The organism is Pseudomonas sp. 86_A (assembly GCF_017491705.1).
Lineage (GTDB): Bacteria > Pseudomonadota > Gammaproteobacteria > Pseudomonadales > Pseudomonadaceae > Aquipseudomonas > Aquipseudomonas koreensis.
In genome coordinates this window covers 222,428-241,261 of the sequence record NZ_JAFGYS010000010.1, presented here as the reverse complement: position 1 = coordinate 241,261, position 18,834 = coordinate 222,428, and the positions used below count along the sequence as shown (strand labels likewise).

21 protein-coding genes are annotated in these 18,834 nt (G+C 60.4%); 6 read left to right on the top strand and 15 right to left on the bottom strand.

What is annotated here, in order from left to right; genetic code table 11:
* Nucleotides 1-45 precede the first annotated feature (45 nt).
* Nucleotides 46-564, top strand: coding sequence for an acyloxyacyl hydrolase (locus tag J5M57_RS17270; protein ID WP_064589164.1), 519 nt, complete (start codon nt 46-48; stop codon nt 562-564).
* 131 nt (nt 565-695) lie between these two features.
* On the opposite strand, the gene J5M57_RS17265 is transcribed toward J5M57_RS17270, so the two are convergent.
* From J5M57_RS17265 to J5M57_RS17210, 12 genes are all read right to left on the bottom strand, one after another.
* Nucleotides 696-1,001 (bottom strand): YkgJ family cysteine cluster protein, encoded by a 306-nt coding sequence (locus J5M57_RS17265; RefSeq protein WP_064589163.1) that lies wholly within the window; start codon nt 999-1,001, stop codon nt 696-698.
* Nucleotides 1,002-1,053: 52 nt separating this feature from the next.
* Nucleotides 1,054-1,545, bottom strand: coding sequence for a DUF2878 domain-containing protein (locus J5M57_RS17260; RefSeq protein WP_169843767.1), 492 nt, complete (start codon nt 1,543-1,545; stop codon nt 1,054-1,056).
* Complete coding sequence (locus J5M57_RS17255; RefSeq protein ID WP_083367932.1) at nt 1,538-2,803, bottom strand: cyclopropane-fatty-acyl-phospholipid synthase family protein; 1,266 nt, start codon at nt 2,801-2,803, stop codon at nt 1,538-1,540. Before J5M57_RS17255 ends, J5M57_RS17260 begins: the two co-directional genes overlap by 8 nt.
* On the bottom strand, nt 2,790-3,605 hold the full coding sequence (locus J5M57_RS17250; RefSeq protein ID WP_207847850.1) for a DUF1365 domain-containing protein: 816 nt from the start codon (nt 3,603-3,605) through the stop codon (nt 2,790-2,792). The genes J5M57_RS17255 and J5M57_RS17250 overlap by 14 nt, the downstream gene beginning before the upstream one ends.
* Nucleotides 3,602-4,849, bottom strand: a complete 1,248-nt coding sequence (locus J5M57_RS17245) for an FAD-dependent oxidoreductase (RefSeq protein ID WP_207847851.1) — start codon at nt 4,847-4,849, stop codon at nt 3,602-3,604. The genes J5M57_RS17250 and J5M57_RS17245 overlap by 4 nt, the downstream gene beginning before the upstream one ends.
* Nucleotides 4,846-5,628 carry an SDR family NAD(P)-dependent oxidoreductase gene (locus tag J5M57_RS17240; protein ID WP_064589158.1) on the bottom strand — a complete coding sequence of 261 codons (783 nt, stop codon included), beginning with the start codon at nt 5,626-5,628 and terminating at the stop codon, nt 4,846-4,848. The genes J5M57_RS17245 and J5M57_RS17240 overlap by 4 nt, the downstream gene beginning before the upstream one ends.
* The gene (locus J5M57_RS17235) at nt 5,625-6,047 is read right to left on the bottom strand and encodes a nuclear transport factor 2 family protein (RefSeq protein ID WP_064589157.1); all 423 of its coding nucleotides are present in this window, start codon (nt 6,045-6,047) and stop codon (nt 5,625-5,627) included. The genes J5M57_RS17240 and J5M57_RS17235 overlap by 4 nt, the downstream gene beginning before the upstream one ends.
* On the bottom strand, nt 6,040-7,485 hold the full coding sequence (gene phrB, locus J5M57_RS17230; RefSeq protein WP_207847852.1) for a deoxyribodipyrimidine photo-lyase: 1,446 nt from the start codon (nt 7,483-7,485) through the stop codon (nt 6,040-6,042). Before phrB ends, J5M57_RS17235 begins: the two co-directional genes overlap by 8 nt.
* Nucleotides 7,486-7,496: 11 nt before the next feature.
* The gene (locus J5M57_RS17225; protein ID WP_169843771.1) at nt 7,497-8,438 is read right to left on the bottom strand and encodes a MerR family transcriptional regulator; all 942 of its coding nucleotides are present in this window, start codon (nt 8,436-8,438) and stop codon (nt 7,497-7,499) included.
* Nucleotides 8,438-9,400, bottom strand: coding sequence for a DUF523 and DUF1722 domain-containing protein (locus J5M57_RS17220; RefSeq protein WP_207847853.1), 963 nt, complete (start codon nt 9,398-9,400; stop codon nt 8,438-8,440). Before J5M57_RS17220 ends, J5M57_RS17225 begins: the two co-directional genes overlap by 1 nt.
* Before the next feature lie 189 nt (nt 9,401-9,589).
* Entirely contained in the window at nt 9,590-9,805 is a 216-nt protein-coding gene (locus J5M57_RS17215; protein WP_207847854.1) for a TIGR02450 family Trp-rich protein, read from the bottom strand.
* Nucleotides 9,802-10,788 (bottom strand): FAD-dependent oxidoreductase, encoded by a 987-nt coding sequence (locus J5M57_RS17210; RefSeq protein ID WP_083367937.1) that lies wholly within the window; start codon nt 10,786-10,788, stop codon nt 9,802-9,804. Before J5M57_RS17210 ends, J5M57_RS17215 begins: the two co-directional genes overlap by 4 nt.
* A 197-nt stretch (nt 10,789-10,985) precedes the next feature.
* Between J5M57_RS17210 and J5M57_RS17205 the strand changes: the two genes are divergently transcribed.
* Nucleotides 10,986-11,888 carry a TIGR01777 family oxidoreductase gene (locus J5M57_RS17205; protein ID WP_083367938.1) on the top strand — a complete coding sequence of 301 codons (903 nt, stop codon included), beginning with the start codon at nt 10,986-10,988 and terminating at the stop codon, nt 11,886-11,888.
* A gap of 13 nt (nt 11,889-11,901) precedes the next feature.
* A complete protein-coding gene (gene hemH / locus J5M57_RS17200) occupies nt 11,902-12,927 on the top strand; it encodes a ferrochelatase (RefSeq protein ID WP_169843773.1) in 1,026 nt (341 codons plus the stop codon).
* A gap of 152 nt (nt 12,928-13,079) precedes the next feature.
* Here the strand turns inward: hemH and J5M57_RS17195 are convergent, their stop codons facing one another.
* Together J5M57_RS17195 and upp are read right to left on the bottom strand one after the other, a co-directional pair.
* Nucleotides 13,080-14,354, bottom strand: coding sequence for a uracil-xanthine permease family protein (locus J5M57_RS17195; protein WP_207847855.1), 1,275 nt, complete (start codon nt 14,352-14,354; stop codon nt 13,080-13,082).
* Between the two features lie 2 nt (nt 14,355-14,356).
* Nucleotides 14,357-14,995, bottom strand: coding sequence for a uracil phosphoribosyltransferase (gene upp, locus J5M57_RS17190; RefSeq protein WP_064589149.1), 639 nt, complete (start codon nt 14,993-14,995; stop codon nt 14,357-14,359).
* A gap of 165 nt (nt 14,996-15,160) precedes the next feature.
* Between upp and J5M57_RS17185 the strand changes: the two genes are divergently transcribed.
* The 3 genes from J5M57_RS17185 (at nt 15,161) to J5M57_RS17175 (ending at nt 16,773) form a co-directional block, all read left to right on the top strand.
* On the top strand, nt 15,161-15,718 hold the full coding sequence (locus J5M57_RS17185; RefSeq protein WP_003228116.1) for a hypoxanthine-guanine phosphoribosyltransferase: 558 nt from the start codon (nt 15,161-15,163) through the stop codon (nt 15,716-15,718).
* Between the two features lie 224 nt (nt 15,719-15,942).
* Complete coding sequence (locus J5M57_RS17180) at nt 15,943-16,422, top strand: hypothetical protein (protein ID WP_169843774.1); 480 nt, start codon at nt 15,943-15,945, stop codon at nt 16,420-16,422.
* A 63-nt stretch (nt 16,423-16,485) separates the two neighbouring features.
* Nucleotides 16,486-16,773: a PA4642 family protein gene (locus J5M57_RS17175; protein WP_169843775.1), complete on the top strand. Its 288-nt coding sequence runs from the start codon at nt 16,486-16,488 to the stop codon at nt 16,771-16,773.
* Nucleotides 16,774-16,967: 194 nt separating this feature from the next.
* Here J5M57_RS17175 and mqo read toward each other — a convergent pair whose 3' ends face one another.
* Nucleotides 16,968-18,476: a malate dehydrogenase (quinone) gene (mqo, locus tag J5M57_RS17170; RefSeq protein ID WP_169843776.1), complete on the bottom strand. Its 1,509-nt coding sequence runs from the start codon at nt 18,474-18,476 to the stop codon at nt 16,968-16,970.
* Nucleotides 18,477-18,834 lie beyond the last annotated feature (358 nt).

Here is an 18,834-nt window from a genome sequence, read left to right as displayed (position 1 = left end):
TTTACTAGAAAACCAAACGATCGTTCCGGAAAAGGAAGTTTCAACGTGAAGCGACTATTCTGCTTGGCCGCGATTGCGGCTGCACTAATGGGGCAAAGTTTTACCGCACAAGCCGCAGGCGTTGAGTTTGCAGTGGGTGCAACCAGCGATTCGACAATGACTTATCGCCTGGGCATGAATTTCGACTGGGATCAGAGCTGGCTGCAAAGTGATGTCGGTCGTGTGACCGGTTACTGGAGCGGCGCTTACACGTATTGGGAAGGCGACAAGACGTCGAGCAACAACAGCTTGTCGTTCTCGCCGGTGTTCGTCTACGAGTTTGCCGGTCAGTCGGTCAAACCGTATGTTGAAGCGGGGATTGGTGTAGCAGCGTTCTCCAACACCAAGTATGAAAGCAACAACATTGGCGGTTCCTTTCAGTTTGAAGACCGTATCGGTTTTGGCCTGCGTTTCACTGGTGGGCATGAAGTCGGTATCCGTGCGACGCACTATTCCAACGCTGGCCTGAGCAGTAACAACGACGGTGTAGAAAGTTACGCGCTGCATTACACGATGCCGCTGTAACGGCTACTCACCTGACCTTTGTGGGAGCGAGCCTGCTCGCGAAAGCGGAGTTTCAGTCACTATTGATGTTGGCTGATACACCACCTTCGCGAGCAGGGTCGCTCCCACATTGGTTTGTGGTGTTGCAAAGCTCAGCGGTACGCCGTGGCAATCCCTTTGCGTTCTTCAAGGCACTCCGGGGCGCCCATCTCGAACTCCCGGCAGATCAGCGGACGTTTCTCGTAGATCGTGCACATCATGCTGTCGCGATCCAGCGCCGCACACCAGCCGTCGTCCAGACGCAGCATGACTTCACCGCCCCATTCATCGGTATCGATAAAGCGCTCAGGCACGCCGGTATCGGTGATCAGCATCACTTCAAGCTGACAGCAACAAGCGGCGCAGGTCGAACAGGTGACTGCGGGTTCGTCGATTTGATGGTGGGCAATGGTTTTCATGGCGGCAGTGTAAGGCAGTGGCCGGTGACTGTGTGAAAGCCCTGACAGACGCTCAGTGGCTCAAGCGACGGGCCATGTAATGCAACAACGGAAACAGCAACGCCCACAACAGACCGATGCCGATCAGCGTCGGCCATTCGCCGTAGGGAAATTGCACCCCGGCCAGCCGTCCACCCCCGTAGTACGACACGGCACCGCCCACTGCACCGAGTACGCTGGCCAGCCACCACGGCCGGGCGCTCCATTGCAGGCAGTGGCGCAACGTGGTTGCGAGCAAGGCCCAGAGCAGCATCAGCCACAGTGGAATCAGCGGTGACGGGTCCTCAAACGCGAACACCCCGGCGGCCCGCAACACGCTGTCCACCGCCGTGCCGACCAGCACCACGCTGAGGATCAAGCGACCTTCCGCCGCCCAACTGCTGATCCAGCCCAGATGGATCACCAGCACCGCCAGTGCCAACAGCAGCCACAGGCTGTTGCCGCCGATCACGCAGGCCAGCCAGCCGACCTGAAACAGCACGGCATTGGCCAGTCGTTCAAGCATCGAAGCGCCCGAGCAGCGGCGCCGGCATCGCCGCCGGTTTGGCCAGGACCAGTTGCGCGGTACCGATGGTGCGCTCCAGGAACCCGCCTTCGCAGTAGCACAGGTAAAACTCCCACAGCCGCAGGAAGTAATCGTCGTAACCCAACTCAGTCAGGCGCCCGTGGGCACGGCGAAAGTTTTCGTGCCACAGGCGCAGGGTGCGGGCGTAATGCAGGCCGAAGTCTTCCATGTGCAGCAGGTTCATGTCGGTCTCGCGGCCGACGATTTCCAGCATCTTCTGCACGCAGGGCAGGGCGCCACCGGGGAAGATGTAGCGCTGGATGAAGTCGACGCTGCGCCGGGCTTGTTCATAGCGCTGCTCGCGGATGGTGATCGCCTGCAGCAGCATCAAGCCGTTGCTCTTGAGCAGCTGCGCGCATTGCTTGAAATAGGTCGGCAGGAAGCGATGGCCGACCGCTTCGATCATCTCGATCGACACCAGTTTGTCGTACTCGCCGGTGAGGTCGCGGTAGTCCTTGAGCAGCAGCGTCACCCGATCCTGCAAGCCCAGCGCTTCAACGCGCTGGGCGGTAAATGCGTACTGCTCTTTCGACAGGGTCGTGGTGGTGACGCGGCAACCGTAATGCTGCGCGGCGTAGATCGCCATGCTGCCCCAACCGGTACCGATTTCCAGCAGGTGGTCGCTCGGCTTGAGGGCGAGCTTCTGGCAGATCCGTTCCAGCTTGTTCAGTTGTGCCTGTTCCAGCGTGTCTTCAGGGGTGAGGAACTGCGCTGCCGAATACATCATGGTCGGGTCGAGAAACTGTTCGAACAGATCGTTGCCGAGGTCGTAATGTGCGGCGATGTTTTTCTGCGAACCCTTGCGCGTGTTGCGATTGAGCCAGTGCAGGCCTTGCACCAGTGGCCGGCTCAGGCGCGCCAGACCGCGTTCCATGGCGTCGAGCACGTCGAGGTTGCTGACGAATACGCGAACCACGGCCGTCAGGTCCGGCGAACTCCAGTAACCGTGGATAAAGGCTTCGCCGGCGCCGATCGATCCGTTGCCGGCCACCATCCCCCAGACCGCTGCATCCTGCACATGGATTTCGCCAAGCAGGTGGCTGCCCGGCGTGCCGAACATCAAGCGTTCGCCGTCCTCGACCACCAGCAATTGCCCGTTTTTGAGTTGACTGAGTTGCCGCAAGACGCCGCGACGCAGCAGCGAACCGGTCAAACCGTTGGTGCTGAGGCGACTGACCGACAGGCTAGAGGATTTCATGGCGGTGCTCCTTGGGAGGCACAGTGGCGATTTGAAAGCTGCCGTCGGCAGCCTGATGAGCAAAAATCGGAGCACGCTTGAGCAACAGACGCACGGCCTGCCAATAAATCGCCAGGCAGGTTTTCGCGGTCATCCACGGAAAACGCCACAAGTAGCGATGCAGGCTGCGACGGTCGAGGGGCTCGCGCTGCAAGTTGAGCGTGGCGTCGAACAGTTTTTGCTCGCCTTGCCAGTCGGCCATGTGCACTCCGAGGGTTTGCGCGGCCGGGCTGAAACTCATGCGGTACTCAAGATCGCGCGGCAGGAACGGCGAGACGTGAAAGGCCTTGGCCACCGCGAAATGCTGGTGAAAGTCCTGCAGATCGACCGGTGCACGGGCCGGCAATACGTAGTGGTAACGTTCACGCCACGGAGTGTTGGTCACTTCGCAGAGAATCGCCGCCAACTGCCCATCGGCTTCATGGCAATAAAAGAAACTCACCGGATTGAAGGCCAGACCCCAACTGCGCGGTTGGGTCAACAGGCAGACCGCGCCTTGCGGCTCATGACCGAGGGCGGCACCGACCTGCTGGCGCACCGCATCGATCAGGCGCATGCCGCTGCCGGTGAAGGTTTTCAGGTAGTCGGTTTCGCGAAACGAAAAGGGCGCAAAGCGGCTGCGGCTGGCGAGTTTCGATAGCCCGAACACGGCGTCCTGCTCGGCCAGATCGAGGTACAGCAGACCGATCCGGTAACGGAACTCATGGCGTCTGGGCGCAAAGCGTCGATGGCCGATCCAGCCGCTGTACAGGGCACTGTTCATAAGTTTTCCCCGAACGCGGCCGCCACACGCAATGCACTGACCACGCCGTCCTCATGGAAGCCGTTGGCCCAATAGGCACCGCAATAGTGGGTGTGCTGTTCGCCGTCCAGCTCGGCCCATCGATTTTGCGCTGCGGCCGCCGCGAGGCTGAATTGCGGGTGGGCGTAGGTGTATTTGGCGAGCACCTTGAACGGGCTGATGCCGGCGCTCTGATTGAGGCTGACGCAGAACGTGGTATCGCTTTTGATCCCTTGCAGGATGTTCATGTCGTAGGTGACGGCGGCGTGGGTGTGGCCGGCGCCATTCAGCCGATAGTTCCAGCTGGCCCAGGCGAGTTTGCGGGTCGGCAGCAGGCGGGTATCGGTGTGCAACACCACTTCGTTATCGGCATACGGCAGGGCGCCGAGGATCGTACGTTCTGCCTGACTCGGGTCGGCCAACAGTTGCAGGGCCTGGTCGCTGTGGCAGGCAAGCACGACTTTATCGAAACGCTCGATGCCGGCCGGGCTGTGGATCACCACGCCGTGTTCGTCACGGTCGATGCGGGTCACCGGGCAGTTGAGGCGAATCTTGTCGTTGAACGCCGCCGTCAGTGGCGCAACGTAGGCGCTGGAACCGCCCTCGATCACCTGCCATTGCGGGCGATCGCTGACCGACAGCAGGCCATGGTTCTTGAAGAAGCGCACAAAGAACTGCAGCGGAAAATTGAGCATCTCGGCCATCGGCATCGACCAGATCGCCGACCCCATCGGCACGATGTAATGCAGGATGAAACGTTCGCCGTAGCCGCCGGCCTTGAGGTAATCGTCGAGGGTGGTGTCGGCGGCGATGCGCTGTTCGGCGAGGTCGCGCTGGGCTTCTTTATTGAAGCGCAGGATGTCGCGCAACATGCCCCAGAAACCCGGCGACAGCAGGTTGCGCCGCTGGGCAAACAGGCTGTTGAGGTTATTGCCGTTGTATTCCAGGCCGGTGTCCGGATCGGTCACCGAAAAGCTCATTTCGGTGGGTTTGAACGACACGCCGAGCTGGCCGAGCAAACGGATGAAGTTCGGGTAGGTCCAGTCGTTGAACACGATGAAACCGGTGTCCACGTTGTATTCGCGGCCATCGACGGTCACCTGCACGGTGTGCGTGTGGCCGCCGACCCAGTCGCTGGCCTCGAACACCGTGATGTCATGTCGGCGGTTGAGCAGATAGGCGCAGGTCAGGCCTGCGATCCCGCTGCCGACAATGGCGATTTTCATAGCGGATCCCGCAGCGGTGGGTTGCTGCGCACCATGCGCTTGCCGATCGCCAGTTGCAGGCGCGCCGGCAATTTCGACAGAGGCCACAGTGCCGCCATGAACAGTGCTGGAAAGGCGATTTCCAGAGGGCGATCCTTGAGTTTGGCAAAGATGTGCCGGGCGGCTTTATCCACAGGCCAGCTCAATGGCATCGGGAAGTCGTTTTTTGCCGTCAGCGGCGTTTCGACAAAGCCCGGGCTGATGATGGTGACTTCAATGCCCTCTTCCGCCAGATCAATACGCAGCGATTCAAACAGGTAACGCAGCCCGGCCTTCGACGCGCCATAGGCTTCGGCCCGGGGCAGCGGCAGGTAGGTCACGGAGCTGGCCATTCCCACCAGATGCGGCGCGGTGCCTTTGCGCAGCAGCGGCAGGGCGGCCTCGATGCAATAGCTGCTGGCGAGCAGATTGGTGCGTACCACGTGTTCGATGATCGAGGCGTCGAACTGCCGGGCGTCGACGTACTCGCAGGTACCGGCATTGAGGATCACGCTGTCGAGCGAGCCCCATTCCTGTTCGATTTGCTGGCCGATCTCGCGCACGGTCTGACTGTTGGTCAAATCGCCCGCGACCACCAGCACTTGCCCCGGGTAGCGTTGCGACAACACTTTGAGTGGTGCCGTCTGCCGCGAACTGACGGCCAGGTGTGCGCCGCTTTTCAGGATATCTTCTGCCAGCGCTGCACCGATGCCACTGCTGGCACCGGTCAGCCAATACCGCCGTGGAGCTGTACGACTCATCCCATTCTCCTTTTCAGCCAAGCGATCACCCGGCCCAATACGGGTAAATGTTCATAAAGCAGTGCCCCGGCATCGAAGTAATCCCGGTGGCGATAAACCTTGTCGCGCCACAACAGGTGCGAGCACCCGGCCACGCGAATCATTTGGCCACCCGCCAGCCGCGGGTGGCGGTAACTCATGACCCAGCGCAAGTAACCTTCACCGTCGCCGGTCTGGTCGAATCCGTGGAAGTCGAAGCGCAGTTCGCTGACGTTGGCGTACAGCTCGCTGAAGTAATGCCGCAGTTGCGTCAGGCCCTGGACTTCATGCAGCGGGTCGGTGAAATGAATGTCATCGCTGTACAGCTCGCCCAGGCGTTGCAGGTTGTCCTTGTCCAACTCGGCAAACTGGCGGGCGAAGCGGCGCAGGAATTCACTCATGGAACTCTCCCGTGGACGCACGCGCGGGCAGGTTCTTGAAGGCGGCCAGCGCCCGTTCCCGTGAAGCCCCGAGATTGACGATCGGCGACGGATAGTCTGCGATGCCGAACAGCCCGCCGGCACTGGCCGGGTTGTGCACTTCTTTCTTGTTCAGCCCGGCCAGCTCCGGCAGCCAGTGCTTGATGAACAGCCCTTCGCTGTCGAATTTTTCCGATTGGCTCAGCGGGTTGAAGATGCGGAAATACGGTGCTGAATCGGTACCGGTCGAAGAGCTCCACTGCCAGCCGCCGTTGTTCGCCGCCAGATCGCCGTCGATCAAATGGCGCATGAAAAAACGTTCGCCTTCACGCCAGTCGATCAGCAGGTTTTTCGTCAGGAACATCGCCACCACCATGCGCAGGCGGTTGTGCATCCAGCCGGTTTCCAGCAGTTGGCGCATGGCCGCGTCGATGATCGGCAAACCGGTGCGCGCCTCTTGCCACGCGGCCAGATCCTCGGGCGCGTTACGCCAGGCCAGGGCTTCGGTTTCCGGGCGAAAGGCGCGATGACGCGAGACCCGTGGATAACCGACCAGAATGTGCTTGTAGAACTCGCGCCACAGCAGCTCGTTGATCCAGGTCACGGCGCCGACCTTGCCGCTGTCGAACTCGCCCTGATTGCTTTGCAGCGCGGCGTGCAGGCACTGACGCGGCGAGATCACACCGGCGGCCAGATAGGCCGAGAGTTGGCTGGTGCCGGGCTTGGCCGGAAAGTCGCGCTCGCTCTGGTAGTAGTCGATCTGCGCATCGGCAAAGGTATCGAGGCGACGCCGGGCTTCCTGTTCGCCGGCCGGCCACAGCGCACGCAAGGACTCGCCAGGCGTTGCAAAACCCTCGACGGATGCCGGTACCGGATCGCTGTCGATCTTCAGCTTCGCCTGTTTGCCCGGCGTCTTGACCAACGCCGGTATCGAGCGGTGCAGGCGTTCGTAACAGACCTTGCGAAACTGGCTGAACACCTGGAAATAAGTCTCGGTTTTGGTCAGGACCGTACCGGGTTTGAACAGCAGTTGATCAAGGTAACTGTGAAAGGCGATGCCTTTGGTCTTCAGGCTCACGGCCACCGCTGCGTCGCGACGGCTTTCGTGAATGCCGTACTCTTCGTTGACGTGCACCGCCTGGATATTCAAACGCACACACAGGTCGAGCAGCACCGCCGGGGCCTGATCCCAATGGGCCGCCGTGCGGATCAGCAACGGGATGTTCAGCTCGCCGAGGGCGGCGCTCAGCTCACGCAGATTGCGCAGCCAGAAATCGACCTTGCACGCGGCATCGTCATGCTCCAGCCATTGCTGCGGACTCAACAGATACACGGCCACCGTCGGGCCGCGTGCTGCGGCAGCCGCGAGGGCAGTGTTGTCATGTTGGCGCAAGTCGCTGCGCAGCCAGATCAATTGCATGGCGGTGTCCATTAAATCAGCCCGCGCTGAACGAGTGCCTGGTGTGCCGAGAGCGAATCTTCGGCCAGGAACAAATCAGCGATTTCAGTTGTTTTTACGGACAACTCGGTCTGGTGGATGCATACCGTTGGTCCGACCAGCATTTTAGGAGCACTGACGCCATTCAGCAGTTTTGGCAACTGCGCCAGGTTCATGGCTTTACTGGAATACAGCAGTACGCAACGTGCCTGTAGGTGCTCGACCGCCAGTGCCAGTTCTCCGGCCGGTAGCGGCCAGTCGAATACTTGCACCGGGCAATCGGCACTGCTGATCAGCCACGCGCACAGCCACAGGTGCGGTTCCAGTGGCAGGTCGGAGTGATTGATCAACAATAGCGGCGCGGTGTGCAGCTGTCGGTTGTTATGGTAGATGCGCGCACCGAATTTGCTGCGCAACCACGAATAAAAGAACACCCGTTCCATCTGCGCACCGAACTGGCCCTGCCAGCGCTGCTCCAGTTCTGTCAGCAGCGGCAGCAGCAATTGCTCGCACAGCGTGCGTGGCGGATACAGGGCCATGGCCTGGTTGATGTTGTCGTCGAGATCGCGTTCATCGAGCTGGGTGACGGCGCTGAGCAAGGCCTGACGCAGGCGTTGCCAGTCACTTTCCACCGATTCGGTGAAGGCTTGCGGAGTGTCGAGCAGGGGCTTGACCTGACTCACTGCCACGCCGCGGTTAAGCCAGGTGAGGATGGTCAGGATTCGCTGCACGTGTTCGCTGGAGTACAGGCGATGGCCCTTGGGCGTTCGCTGCGGCACGATCAAGCCGTAACGACGCTCCCAGGCGCGCAGGGTGATGGCGTTGACGCCGGTCTGGCGCGCGACTTCGCGGATGGGCAGCCAGCCCTCGTCGAGGGCCTTCTTGAAGTCTGCACCCAGGTCTTCCCGGGCGCTGCTGTCGAGTGTGTCGTTCATTAAATGGCGTTTCGCAGGCTGAGGTTTTCCGGATGCGGCTGCAGGTAAACCTGCTGCGCAATGTAAGGATCCGGGTGTTGGCGAAAGTGATGCTTGAGCAGCGTCAGCGGCACCACCAACGGTACGATGCCGTGACGGTACTGGCCGATGATGTGCTGCACTTCCTGTTTGTCTTCGGCACTGAGGGCTTGCTTCAGGTAGCCGCTGATGTGCTGCAGGACATTGCTGTGGGTGCGGCGGGTGGCGCATTTTTTCAGGGCTGCCATCAGCTCACTGAAGTAGCGCGGGCCCAGCTCGACCGGATGGGTCTTGCCCATGTTGCCCAGCAGATTGCCCAGCGCTTTGTATTGCACCGGGTTGTGGGCCATCAGCAGGTATTTGTAGCGCGAGTGGAATTCGGTGAGTGCGCGACGGCTCAGGCCTTGTTTCAGCACGTGTTGCCATTCGCTGTAGGCGAGCACGCGGGTGATGAAGTTTTCCCGCAGCACCGGATCGTTCAGGCGCCCGGCTTCTTCCACGGGCAAATCCGGGTGTTGCGCACAGAACGCCTGAGCGTAGATGCCACGTCCGCCGCCGTTCACCGGTGCGCCGTTGGCGTGATAGACCTTGACCCGTTCCAGACCGCAGGACGGCGATTGCTGCATGAAGATGTAGCCGCAGATGTCCGTGAGCTCTGCAGCCATTTTCTCGCCGTAGGCCGCCAAGGGCCGGGTGACGTTGATCGCCGGGTTGACGGTGCCGACTGCCTCAGGATTGTCCGGGTTGCCCACGAGGCGGATCGGCTCACGAGGAATCCCCAGGCCGATCGCGACTTCAGGACATACCGGGACGAATTCGAAATGCTCGGCCAGGGTGCGGCTGCACAGCCGCGATTCCTTGTGCCCGCCGTTGTAGCGCACTTCGGCGCCCATCAGGCAGGCGCTGATGGCGATTTTGGGCCGGATAGCAGAAAGGTCGGACATGCACACCTCGAATCTATTCCTGTACAGGATGTTATTCCTGTACAACTTTTAACAGCATAGATTCATGCGTGTACAAGTCAAATGGTTTGTATAAGTTTTTGCGAACTCCCCAATCCGCTGCAGGAGTGAGCCAACATTGGTGTTGACTGACACGACGCCCTCGCGAGCAGGCTCACTCCTGCAGGATGTCTATTTCCAGCCCAATAGCCAGTGATCGTTGTTCTTCAGAGTCTGCCAATCGAGGCGTTCGGCGCGCTTGGTCATCACTGCCTGCAATTCGATCTCCAGTACCGTGCCTTCCTCGTCGCAGAACAACTCGGTCACCAGAAAATGTTTTTCGCGGTTTTGCGGGCGGGCTGCTGTCCACTTCGACAGCAGCAATTTACGCGGATTGATACGGTTCACTGCAGATGCTCGTGCAAGCGCCGCGCGGCTTCCTGACCACTGAGCCAGGCACCTTCGACGCGTCCGGACAGGCACCAGTCGCCGCAGGCGTACAGGCCCAGATCAGCATCGGCCAGCGTGCCCCATTCGTGGCCGCTCGCCGGGCGTGCGTAGAGCCAGCGATGGGCGAGGCTGAAGGTCGGCGCGGGCATGGCGCTGTGCAGCAGTTCGGCGAACGCACCGTGCAGATGCTCGATCACCGCTTCCTTGGACAGGTCGATGTGTTGCCGGCTCCAGGCACTGCTGGCGTGCAGCACCCATGTGTCGCACGTCGTGTCGCGCCCCGGTTTGCTGCGGTTGCGCGCCAGCCAGTCGAGCGGGCTGTCCTGCACGAAGCAACCTTCGATCGGCGTATCCAGTGGCGTGTCGAAGGCGAGGGCGACGGCCCAGGTCGGGTCCATTTTCACTCCGGCGGCGGCGCCGGCGAGCTTCGGTGCGGCAGCCAGCAACGCGGTGGCTTGTGGCGCCGGGGTGGCGATCACGACATGGCTGAAGGGGCCATGGGTGAAGCCTTCGGCGTCCTGCAGGTGCCAGTGTTCTTCGCCGCGAAAGACTTCGGTGATGCGGCAGGCGAAGTGCACTTCCAGACCATCGAGCAACCCGCGGGTAATCGCGCTCATGCGTGGCGTGCCGACCCAGCGGGTCTGCTCGTCCGGCGACAGATTCAACTGGCCGCCCTGATAGGTGTAGAGCTGCGGTTGCCATTCGGCGACCCAGCCCAAGCTTTGCCAGCGTTGCACCTCGGTGACGAAGCGCCGATCGCGGGCTGTGAAATATTGCGCGCCCATGTCCAGTGAACCGGCGTCGCTGCGTTTGCTCGACATGCGCCCGCCACTGCCTCGGCTTTTGTCGAAGAGTTGGACGGTATGTCCGGTCTCTGTCAGCGCCTGGGCGGCGGAGAGTCCGGCGATGCCGGTGCCGATGATTGCGATAGGTACAGTCATAGGGGCCTCGTTTACCTTTCTGTACAGACTACGCCGTGAATGAAACCTGTACAATTTTGTTTTTTGGTATAACTTCTAGCGTTCTCGATCTGACAGCTTGGCCTATGGTTAAACAATAGAGCCTGCCCGATAGAAAAGATCCCTGCTTATAAAAATAGACTAGTGATCCGGGTAAAACGCCACGCGAGGAAGATGTCATGCGCATATTGCTGACCGGCGGTACTGGTTTGATAGGACGTCAGCTCTGCCGACACTGGTCAGGGCAGGGGCATGAACTGACAGTGTGGAGTCGGCGTCCGGAAAAAGTCGCGCAAATCTGTGGTGCACAGGTGCGTGGCATCGCGCGTCTGGAGGACCTCGGTGACGAGCCGCTGGACGCGATTATCAATCTGGCCGGTGCGCCGATTGCCGATCGGCCATGGACCCATCGGCGCAAGGCGCTGTTGTGGAGCAGCCGCATCACCCTGACCGAAACCCTGCTGGCCTGGCTGGAAACGCGTGAGCAGAAACCGGCGTTGCTGATTTCCGGCTCGGCCATCGGCTGGTATGGCGATGGCGGTGAGCGCGAGTTGACCGAAGATTCGCCGCCGGTGATCGACGATTTCGCCAGCCAGTTGTGCATTGCCTGGGAAGAAACGGCTCAGCGAGCCGAAGCCCAGGGCGTCCGCGTGGTGCTGGTGCGCACCGGGCTGGTGCTGTCGGCGGAGGGGGGCTTTTTGTCGCGGCTGTTGCTGCCGTTCAAACTCGGGCTGGGCGGGCCTCTGGGCAATGGTCGGCAGTGGATGCCGTGGATTCATATCGAGGACCAAATCGCCCTGATTGATTTTCTTCTGCACCGCAATCAGGCGAGCGGTCCTTATAATGCCTGCGCACCCAACCCGGTGCGCAATCGCGAGTTTGCCAAGACGCTGGGCAGCGTGCTGCACCGTCCGGCGTTCATGCCAATGCCGGCTCTGGCGCTGAAAGTCGGGCTTGGCGAAATGTCATTGTTGTTGCTGGGCGGCCAACGGGCCATGCCGGCACGCTTGCTGGAAGCGGGTTTCACTTTCCAGTTCACGGATTTGCGCGCGGCCCTGGATGATCTCTCCGGCCGCCTTTGAAATAGGACGATGCATGACCGATCACGCCTTGCTTCTGGTCAACCTGGGTTCGCCGGCCTCCACCTCGGTGGCCGACGTACGCCGCTACCTCAATCAATTTCTGATGGACCCGTACGTGATTGACCTGCCATGGCCGGTGCGGCGTCTGTTGGTGTCGCTGATTCTGATCAAGCGGCCCGAACAATCGGCCCATGCCTACGCCTCGATCTGGTGGGAGGAGGGCTCGCCGCTGGTGGTGCTCAGCCGTCGTCTGCAAGAGCAGATGAAAGCGCAGTGGAAGCAAGGCCCGGTCGACCTGGCAATGCGTTACGGCGAGCCTTCAATTGAAACGTGCCTGACAAGGCTGGTAGCGGCCGGGCACAGACGCATTACGCTGGCGCCGCTTTATCCACAGTTCGCCGACAGCACGACCACTACGGTGATCGAAGAGGCGAAGCGCGTGATCCAGGCGAAGAAGCTCGATGTTCAGCTCTCGGTGTTGCAGCCGTTCTACGATCAGCCGGAATACATAGAGGCTCTGGTCCAAAGCGCCAAGCCGCATTTGCAGCAGGATTACGACCACTTGCTGCTGAGCTTCCACGGCTTGCCCGAGCGGCACCTGACCAAGCTCGACCCGACCGGCAATCACTGCTTGAAGAATCAAGACTGCTGCAAGAACGCTTCGCCGGCCGTGCTGGCGACCTGTTACCGCGCTCAGTGCCTGCGCACGGCGGCCTTGTTCGCCGAACGCATGGGCTTGCCGGAGGGCAAATGGTCGGTGTCGTTTCAGTCGCGTCTGGGGCGGGCCAAGTGGATCGAACCCTACACCGAAGCGCGGCTCGATGAGCTGGCGAAAAGCGGCGTGAAGAAGATTCTGGTGATGTGCCCGGCGTTTGTCGCCGACTGCATCGAGACACTGGAAGAGATTGGCGACCGCGGCAAGGAGCAATTCCGCGAAGCGGGGGGCGAGGAGTTGGTGCTGGTGCCGTGCCTGAATGACGACCCGCAATGGGCGAAGGCGTTGGCAACCCTCTGCGAACGAGCGCCGCTGGCCCTGTAGCTGTTGTGGCGAGGGAGCTTGCTCCCGCTGGGCTGCGTAGCAGCCCCAAACCCTGCGGACGCGGTTCAAACCAATACCGCATCTGCCGAGTTTATGACTGCTTTGCAGTCAAGCGGGAGCAAGCTCCCTCGCCACAGGTAATGAGCCAGATTTTAGATCAGCGGCTCATCCGCCTTCTTGTGCTTCCAGCTGTCATTGCCCGGCAGAATCAGGTTCAGCGCAATCGCCACCACCGCGCACAGCGCGATGCCTTTGAGGCCGAAATCGTCCGGACCGGTGCCGGTGCCGACCAGCACACCGCCGATACCGAATACCAGGGTCACCGAAACGATCACCAGATTGCGCGCTTCGCCCAGATCGATCTTGTGACGGATCAGGGTGTTCATGCCCACCGCCGCGATCGAGCCGAACAACAGGCACAGAATCCCGCCCATCACCGGCACCGGAATGCTTTGCAGCAGCGCGCCGAACTTGCCGATGAACGCCAGGGTGATGGCGAAGATCGCCGCCCAGGTCATGATTTTCGGGTTGTAGTTCTTGGTCAGCATCACCGCGCCAGTGACTTCGGCGTAGGTGGTGTTCGGCGGGCCGCCAAACAGGCCGGCGGCGGTGGTAGCGATACCGTCACCGAGCAGGGTGCGATGCAAGCCGGGCTTTTTCAGATAGTCACGGCCGGTCACGCTGCCGACGGCAATCACGCCGCCGATGTGCTCGATCGCTGGCGCCAGGGCCACTGGAACGATGAACAGGATCGCCTGCCAGTTGAACTCCGGTGCGGTGAAGTGCGGCAGGGCGAACCATGGCGCGGCAGCGATCTTCGCGGTATCGACCACGCCGAAATAGAACGACATGGCAAAACCGACCAGCACACCGGAAATGATCGGCACCAGGCGGAAGATGCCTTTGCCGAACACCGCCACGATCAACGTGGTCAGCAGCGCCGGCATCGAGATCATCATCGCGGTCTGGTAATGGATCAGTTCTGCACCATCGCCAGCCTTGCCCATCGCCATGTTTGCGGCAATCGGTGCCATGGCGAGGCCGATGGAGATAATCACCGGACCAATCACCACTGGCGGCAACAGACTGTCAATGAAACCGGTGCCTTTGATCTTCACGGCCAGGCCAAGGAAGGTGTAGACGAAACCGGCCGCCATCACGCCGCCCATGGTCGCGGCGAGGCCGAACTGGCCCTTGGCGAGAATGATCGGGGTGATGAAAGCGAAGCTCGACGCGAGAAACACCGGCACCTGACGCCCGGTGACGATCTGGAACAGGATCGTCCCCAGACCTGCGGTAAACAGTGCCACGTTCGGGTCAAGGCCGGTGATCAGCGGCATCAGCACCAGGGCGCCGAAAGCCACGAACAGCATCTGGGCGCCGGACAGCACCGTGCGCCAGAGCGGATCGTTGAACTCTTGCTGCATGCTCACGCGTCCTTCTGCTTGGTGCCGAAGATCTTGTCACCGGCATCGCCAAGCCCTGGGATGATGTAACCGTGTTCGTTCAGACGTTCATCGATAGAGGCGGTATAGATGGTCACGTCCGGGTGAGCCTTTTCTACGGCAGCAATGCCTTCCGGCGCGGCAACCAGCACCATCGCGCGGATGTCCTTGCAGCCGGCCTTTTTCAGCAGGTCGATGGTCGCAACCATAGAGCTGCCGGTGGCGAGCATCGGGTCGATGATCATCGCCAGGCGTTCATTGATTTCCGGAACCAGTTTTTCCAGGTAGGTGTGCGCTTGCAGGGTTTCTTCGTTGCGGGCAACGCCCACAGCGGAAACCTTGGCACCCGGGATCAGGCTCAGCACGCCTTCCAGCATGCCGATACCGGCGCGCAGGATTGGCACGACGGTGATCTTCTTGCCGGCGATTTTCTCGACCGACACAGTGCCGCACCAACCTGGAATATCGTAGGTTTCCAGGGGCAGGTCTTTTGTAGCTTCATAGGTCAACAGGGCGCCGACTTCCTGAGCAAGCTCACGGAAATTCTTGGTGCTGATGTCAGCGCGGCGCATCAGGCCGAGTTTATGGCGGATCAGCGGATGGCGGATCTCGAGGATGGGCATGGAAAAACTCCGGCGGCGGGCAAAAAAACCGGCCTAGATTAATCTATCCGAGGGTGATGTCCTATAGGACATACAGTACGTTAGTCCACAAATGCTTGATTCGGCCGTGCTGGATGCGTACCTTTGGCCGCTTTTCCGAATTCCGCCACCCCTTGGAGAGCGCCAATGTCCGCTGATCTCGAGCATATCCGTCAAATCATGCGAGAGGCTGACTGCCTGTACACCGAATCTGAAGTCGAGGCCGCCATCGCCCGCGTCGGTGCACAAATCAACGAACAACTGGCCGACAGCAACCCGGTGGTGTTCTGCGTGATGAACGGCGGTCTGATCTTCTCCGGCAAACTGCTGACTCACCTGCAGTTCCCGCTGGAAGCGTCCTACCTGCACGCCACCCGTTATCGCAACGAAACCAGCGGCGGCGACCTGTTCTGGAAAGCCAAGCCGGAAGTTTCGTTCATCGACCGCGACGTGCTGATCATCGACGACATCCTCGACGAAGGTCACACCCTGGGCGCGATCATCGATTTCTGCAAACACGCCGGCGCGCGCAAAGTGCACACTGCCGTGCTGATCGACAAGGACCACGACCGCAAGGCACGTCCAGACCTAAAAGCAGACTTCGTGGGCTTGCCATGCGTTGACCGCTACATCTTCGGTTACGGCATGGACTACAAAGGCTACTGGCGCAACGCCAACGGGATTTTTGCCGTTAAAGGCATGTAATCCCGCGATCCAAATCACACTTGTGGCGAGGGAGCTTGCTCCCGCTCGGCTGCGCAGCAGTCGTAAATCCAGCCAACGTGGTTTACCTGATGAACCGCGATTGCAGAGTTTGGGGCCGCTTCGCCGCCCAGCGGGAGCAAGCTCCCTCGCCACAAGGTTCGTGCGGTGTCTGGACGTGGGGATTGCCCATGCTAGAGTGCTCGACCCCGCCTCTGGAGCCTGTCATGCGCCTCTTGATCCGCAGCCTTGCCGCCCTGTTGTTGGCCCTCAGCCTGCCGCTGTCCGCCGCGCCGATGCACAGTCAATTTCTGCCGCCGGACGACCTGACCCTGCGCGATGCCGAACCCGAGCAGCAACAGCTGCTGCAGGTCACCGACTATTCGGTGGTGGTCGGCGCGCAACGCCAGTCCAATCAACAGCCGATTCCGGTGACCTCTTCGCTGATGATCCGCCTCAAGGGCAAATCCCTGAACAAGGGCGCGTCCATCACCCAGGTTTTGGTCAACTTCGATGGCGAAAGCAAAAGCCTGAAAAAACCGGTTTATGACGATAAAAGCAAAACCCTGACGCTGTATTACCCGCTGGCGCAATACCGGGTGGTGATCGACCTGCTGCGCAATGACACCGTGTATGTGCAGTTCCTCAGTTACGCCAACGGCCATATCTGGGCCGATTTGCACACCGGGGCCGTTCGATCGCGTTGAGCCTGGCGCCCGGGCAGGGGTAAACTGCCCGCCCCGTGTAATGTCTGCGAGCTGGAGTCGGCAATGCGTAAAGATAAGAAACAGGTGATTGGTGACGAGATCGGCGATGAGCAGATCAAGCTGTTCCTCGATTTTGAGCCGGTCGACGCCACTTCGCCGTCGCTGCACAAACTGGTCAAGGCCTACCGTGGCCTGCGCATCGACGATTTCGAGCGCTTCCTGACGTTCTTCTTGGCTGCCGGTTACGACGTGGATGGCAAGGATGAGCAGGGCCAGACGTTTGTTGACCTGATCAAGGATCAGCGAAATGCCCCGGAATACATCGAGCTGATTGCAAAAGCTCGCAGCTGATTGTTCGCTAACATCAATTTCTGTGGCGAGGGAGCTTGCTCCCGCTTGAGTGCGCAGCGCTCATAAGGTTTTGGGGCCGCTGCGCAGCCCAGCGGGAGCAAGCTCCCTCGCCACAAGGGTCGATGTTTTAAATGTTGGCCATAAAAAAAACGCCCCGCACTCACTGAGTACGGGGCGTTTTTTACGCCGCGAGATCAAGCGAAGCTTGGGGTCTCGCTGCTTTCTTCAACCAGTTCCAGCGCGATGTTGTTCTGCGTGTTGATCTTGCGATACAGCGCAGCATCGGTTTCCAGGACTTTTTCGCGGGCCGGGAAGATTTCTGCCAGTTTGGCAGCCCATTCACCCTTGGCCTTGGCCGGGAAGCATTTCTCGATCAGTTCCAGCATGATCGAAACGGTCACCGACGCACCAGGGGAAGCGCCGAGCAGGGCGGCGAGGGAGCCGTCTTTCGCCGCGACCAGTTCGGTACCGAACTGCAGGATGCCGCCTTTTTTCGGGTCTTTCTTGATGATCTGTACCCGCTGACCGGCCACTTCCAGACGCCAGTCTTCGGCTTTCGCCTCCGGGTAGAAACGGCGCAGGGAATCCAGGCGCTGCTCCATCGACTGCATCACTTCGCTGACCAGATACTTGGTCAGGTCCATGTTGTTTTTCGCCACCGCCAGCATCGGCCCGATGTTGCCTGCGCGCACCGACAGCGGCAGGTCCATGAAGGAGCCGTGCTTGAGGAACTTGGTGGTGAAACCGGCGTATGGCCCGAACAGCAGGGATTTCTTGCCGTCGACTACACGAGTGTCCAGGTGCGGCACGGACATCGGTGGCGAACCCACCGCTGCCTGGCTGTAGACCTTGGCCTGGTGGTGCTTGACCACTTCCGGGTTGTCGCAACGCAGCCACTGGCCACTGATCGGGAAGCCGCCGAAGCCTTTGCTTTCTTCGATACCCGAAGCTTGCAGCAGCGGCAACGCCGCGCCGCCCGCGCCAAGGAAGACGAATTTGGCGTCGACTTCACGGCTGCTGCCGCTGTTGACGTCCTTGATGCTGACGGTCCAGCCGCTGCCGTTACGCTTCAGGCCGGTCACACGCTTGCAGTATTTGACCTGGGTGTCGGGAGCGCTGGTCAGGTGCTTGAGCAACTGATTGGTCAGGGCGCCGAAGTTGACGTCGGTGCCGTTCATCACGCGGGTGGCGGCCAGCACTTCGTCCGGCGAACGGCCCGGCATCATCAGTGGCATCCACTCGGCCATCTTGGCCTTGTCTTCGGTGTATTCCATGTCGGCGAAGGCGTGGTGCTTGTGCAGCACGTTGAAGCGTTCCTTGAGGAACGACACGCCTTTGTCACCCTGGACGAAGCTCAGGTGCGGCACCGGGCTGATGAAGGATTTGCACGAGCCGAAGGTGCCTTTCTTGGTCAGGTACGACCAGAACTGCTTGGACACTTCGAACTGGGTGTTGATGTGCACGGCTTTCTTGATGTCGACGCTGCCGTCGGCCGCCTGCGGGGTGTAGTTCAGCTCGCACAGGCCGGCGTGGCCGGTACCGGCATTGTTCCACGGGTTGGAACTCTCCGCCGCCCCGGAATCCATCAACTCGACGACTTCCAGCTTGATCGCCGGGTCGAGCTCTTTGAGCAGTACTGCCAGGGTGGCACTCATGATGCCTGCCCCAACCAGAACTACGTCGACTGCTTCGTTATGCGCCATTTAACGCGTCTCCAAAATCTGCAGCACCAAATTGTCGGCATGGCTGCCAGGCGTTCCGGGACAGGTCAGTGATGCCCCAGGTAACGGTGGTCAGGTTCGCCATGTCCGAATCTTCGCAATTTTTCGCAACTTCGACGGATGCATGCGGCCTGGCTTCAAGAGCTCAATGAACTCATTTCAGCACGCGGCTGGCAATTCGACTTATGGTCGAGACATCCGTTTTGTGCAACCAAATCCGTAGCGGACAGGCTTCAGGCTCCGATGTTCGAGGTATCCCCGGTCCTGTGTCGTTGGGCTGTTTCAGACGCTAATGGTGCATGTTCAGACGCAAAACTATTCATTTGCTCGCCACACTCTT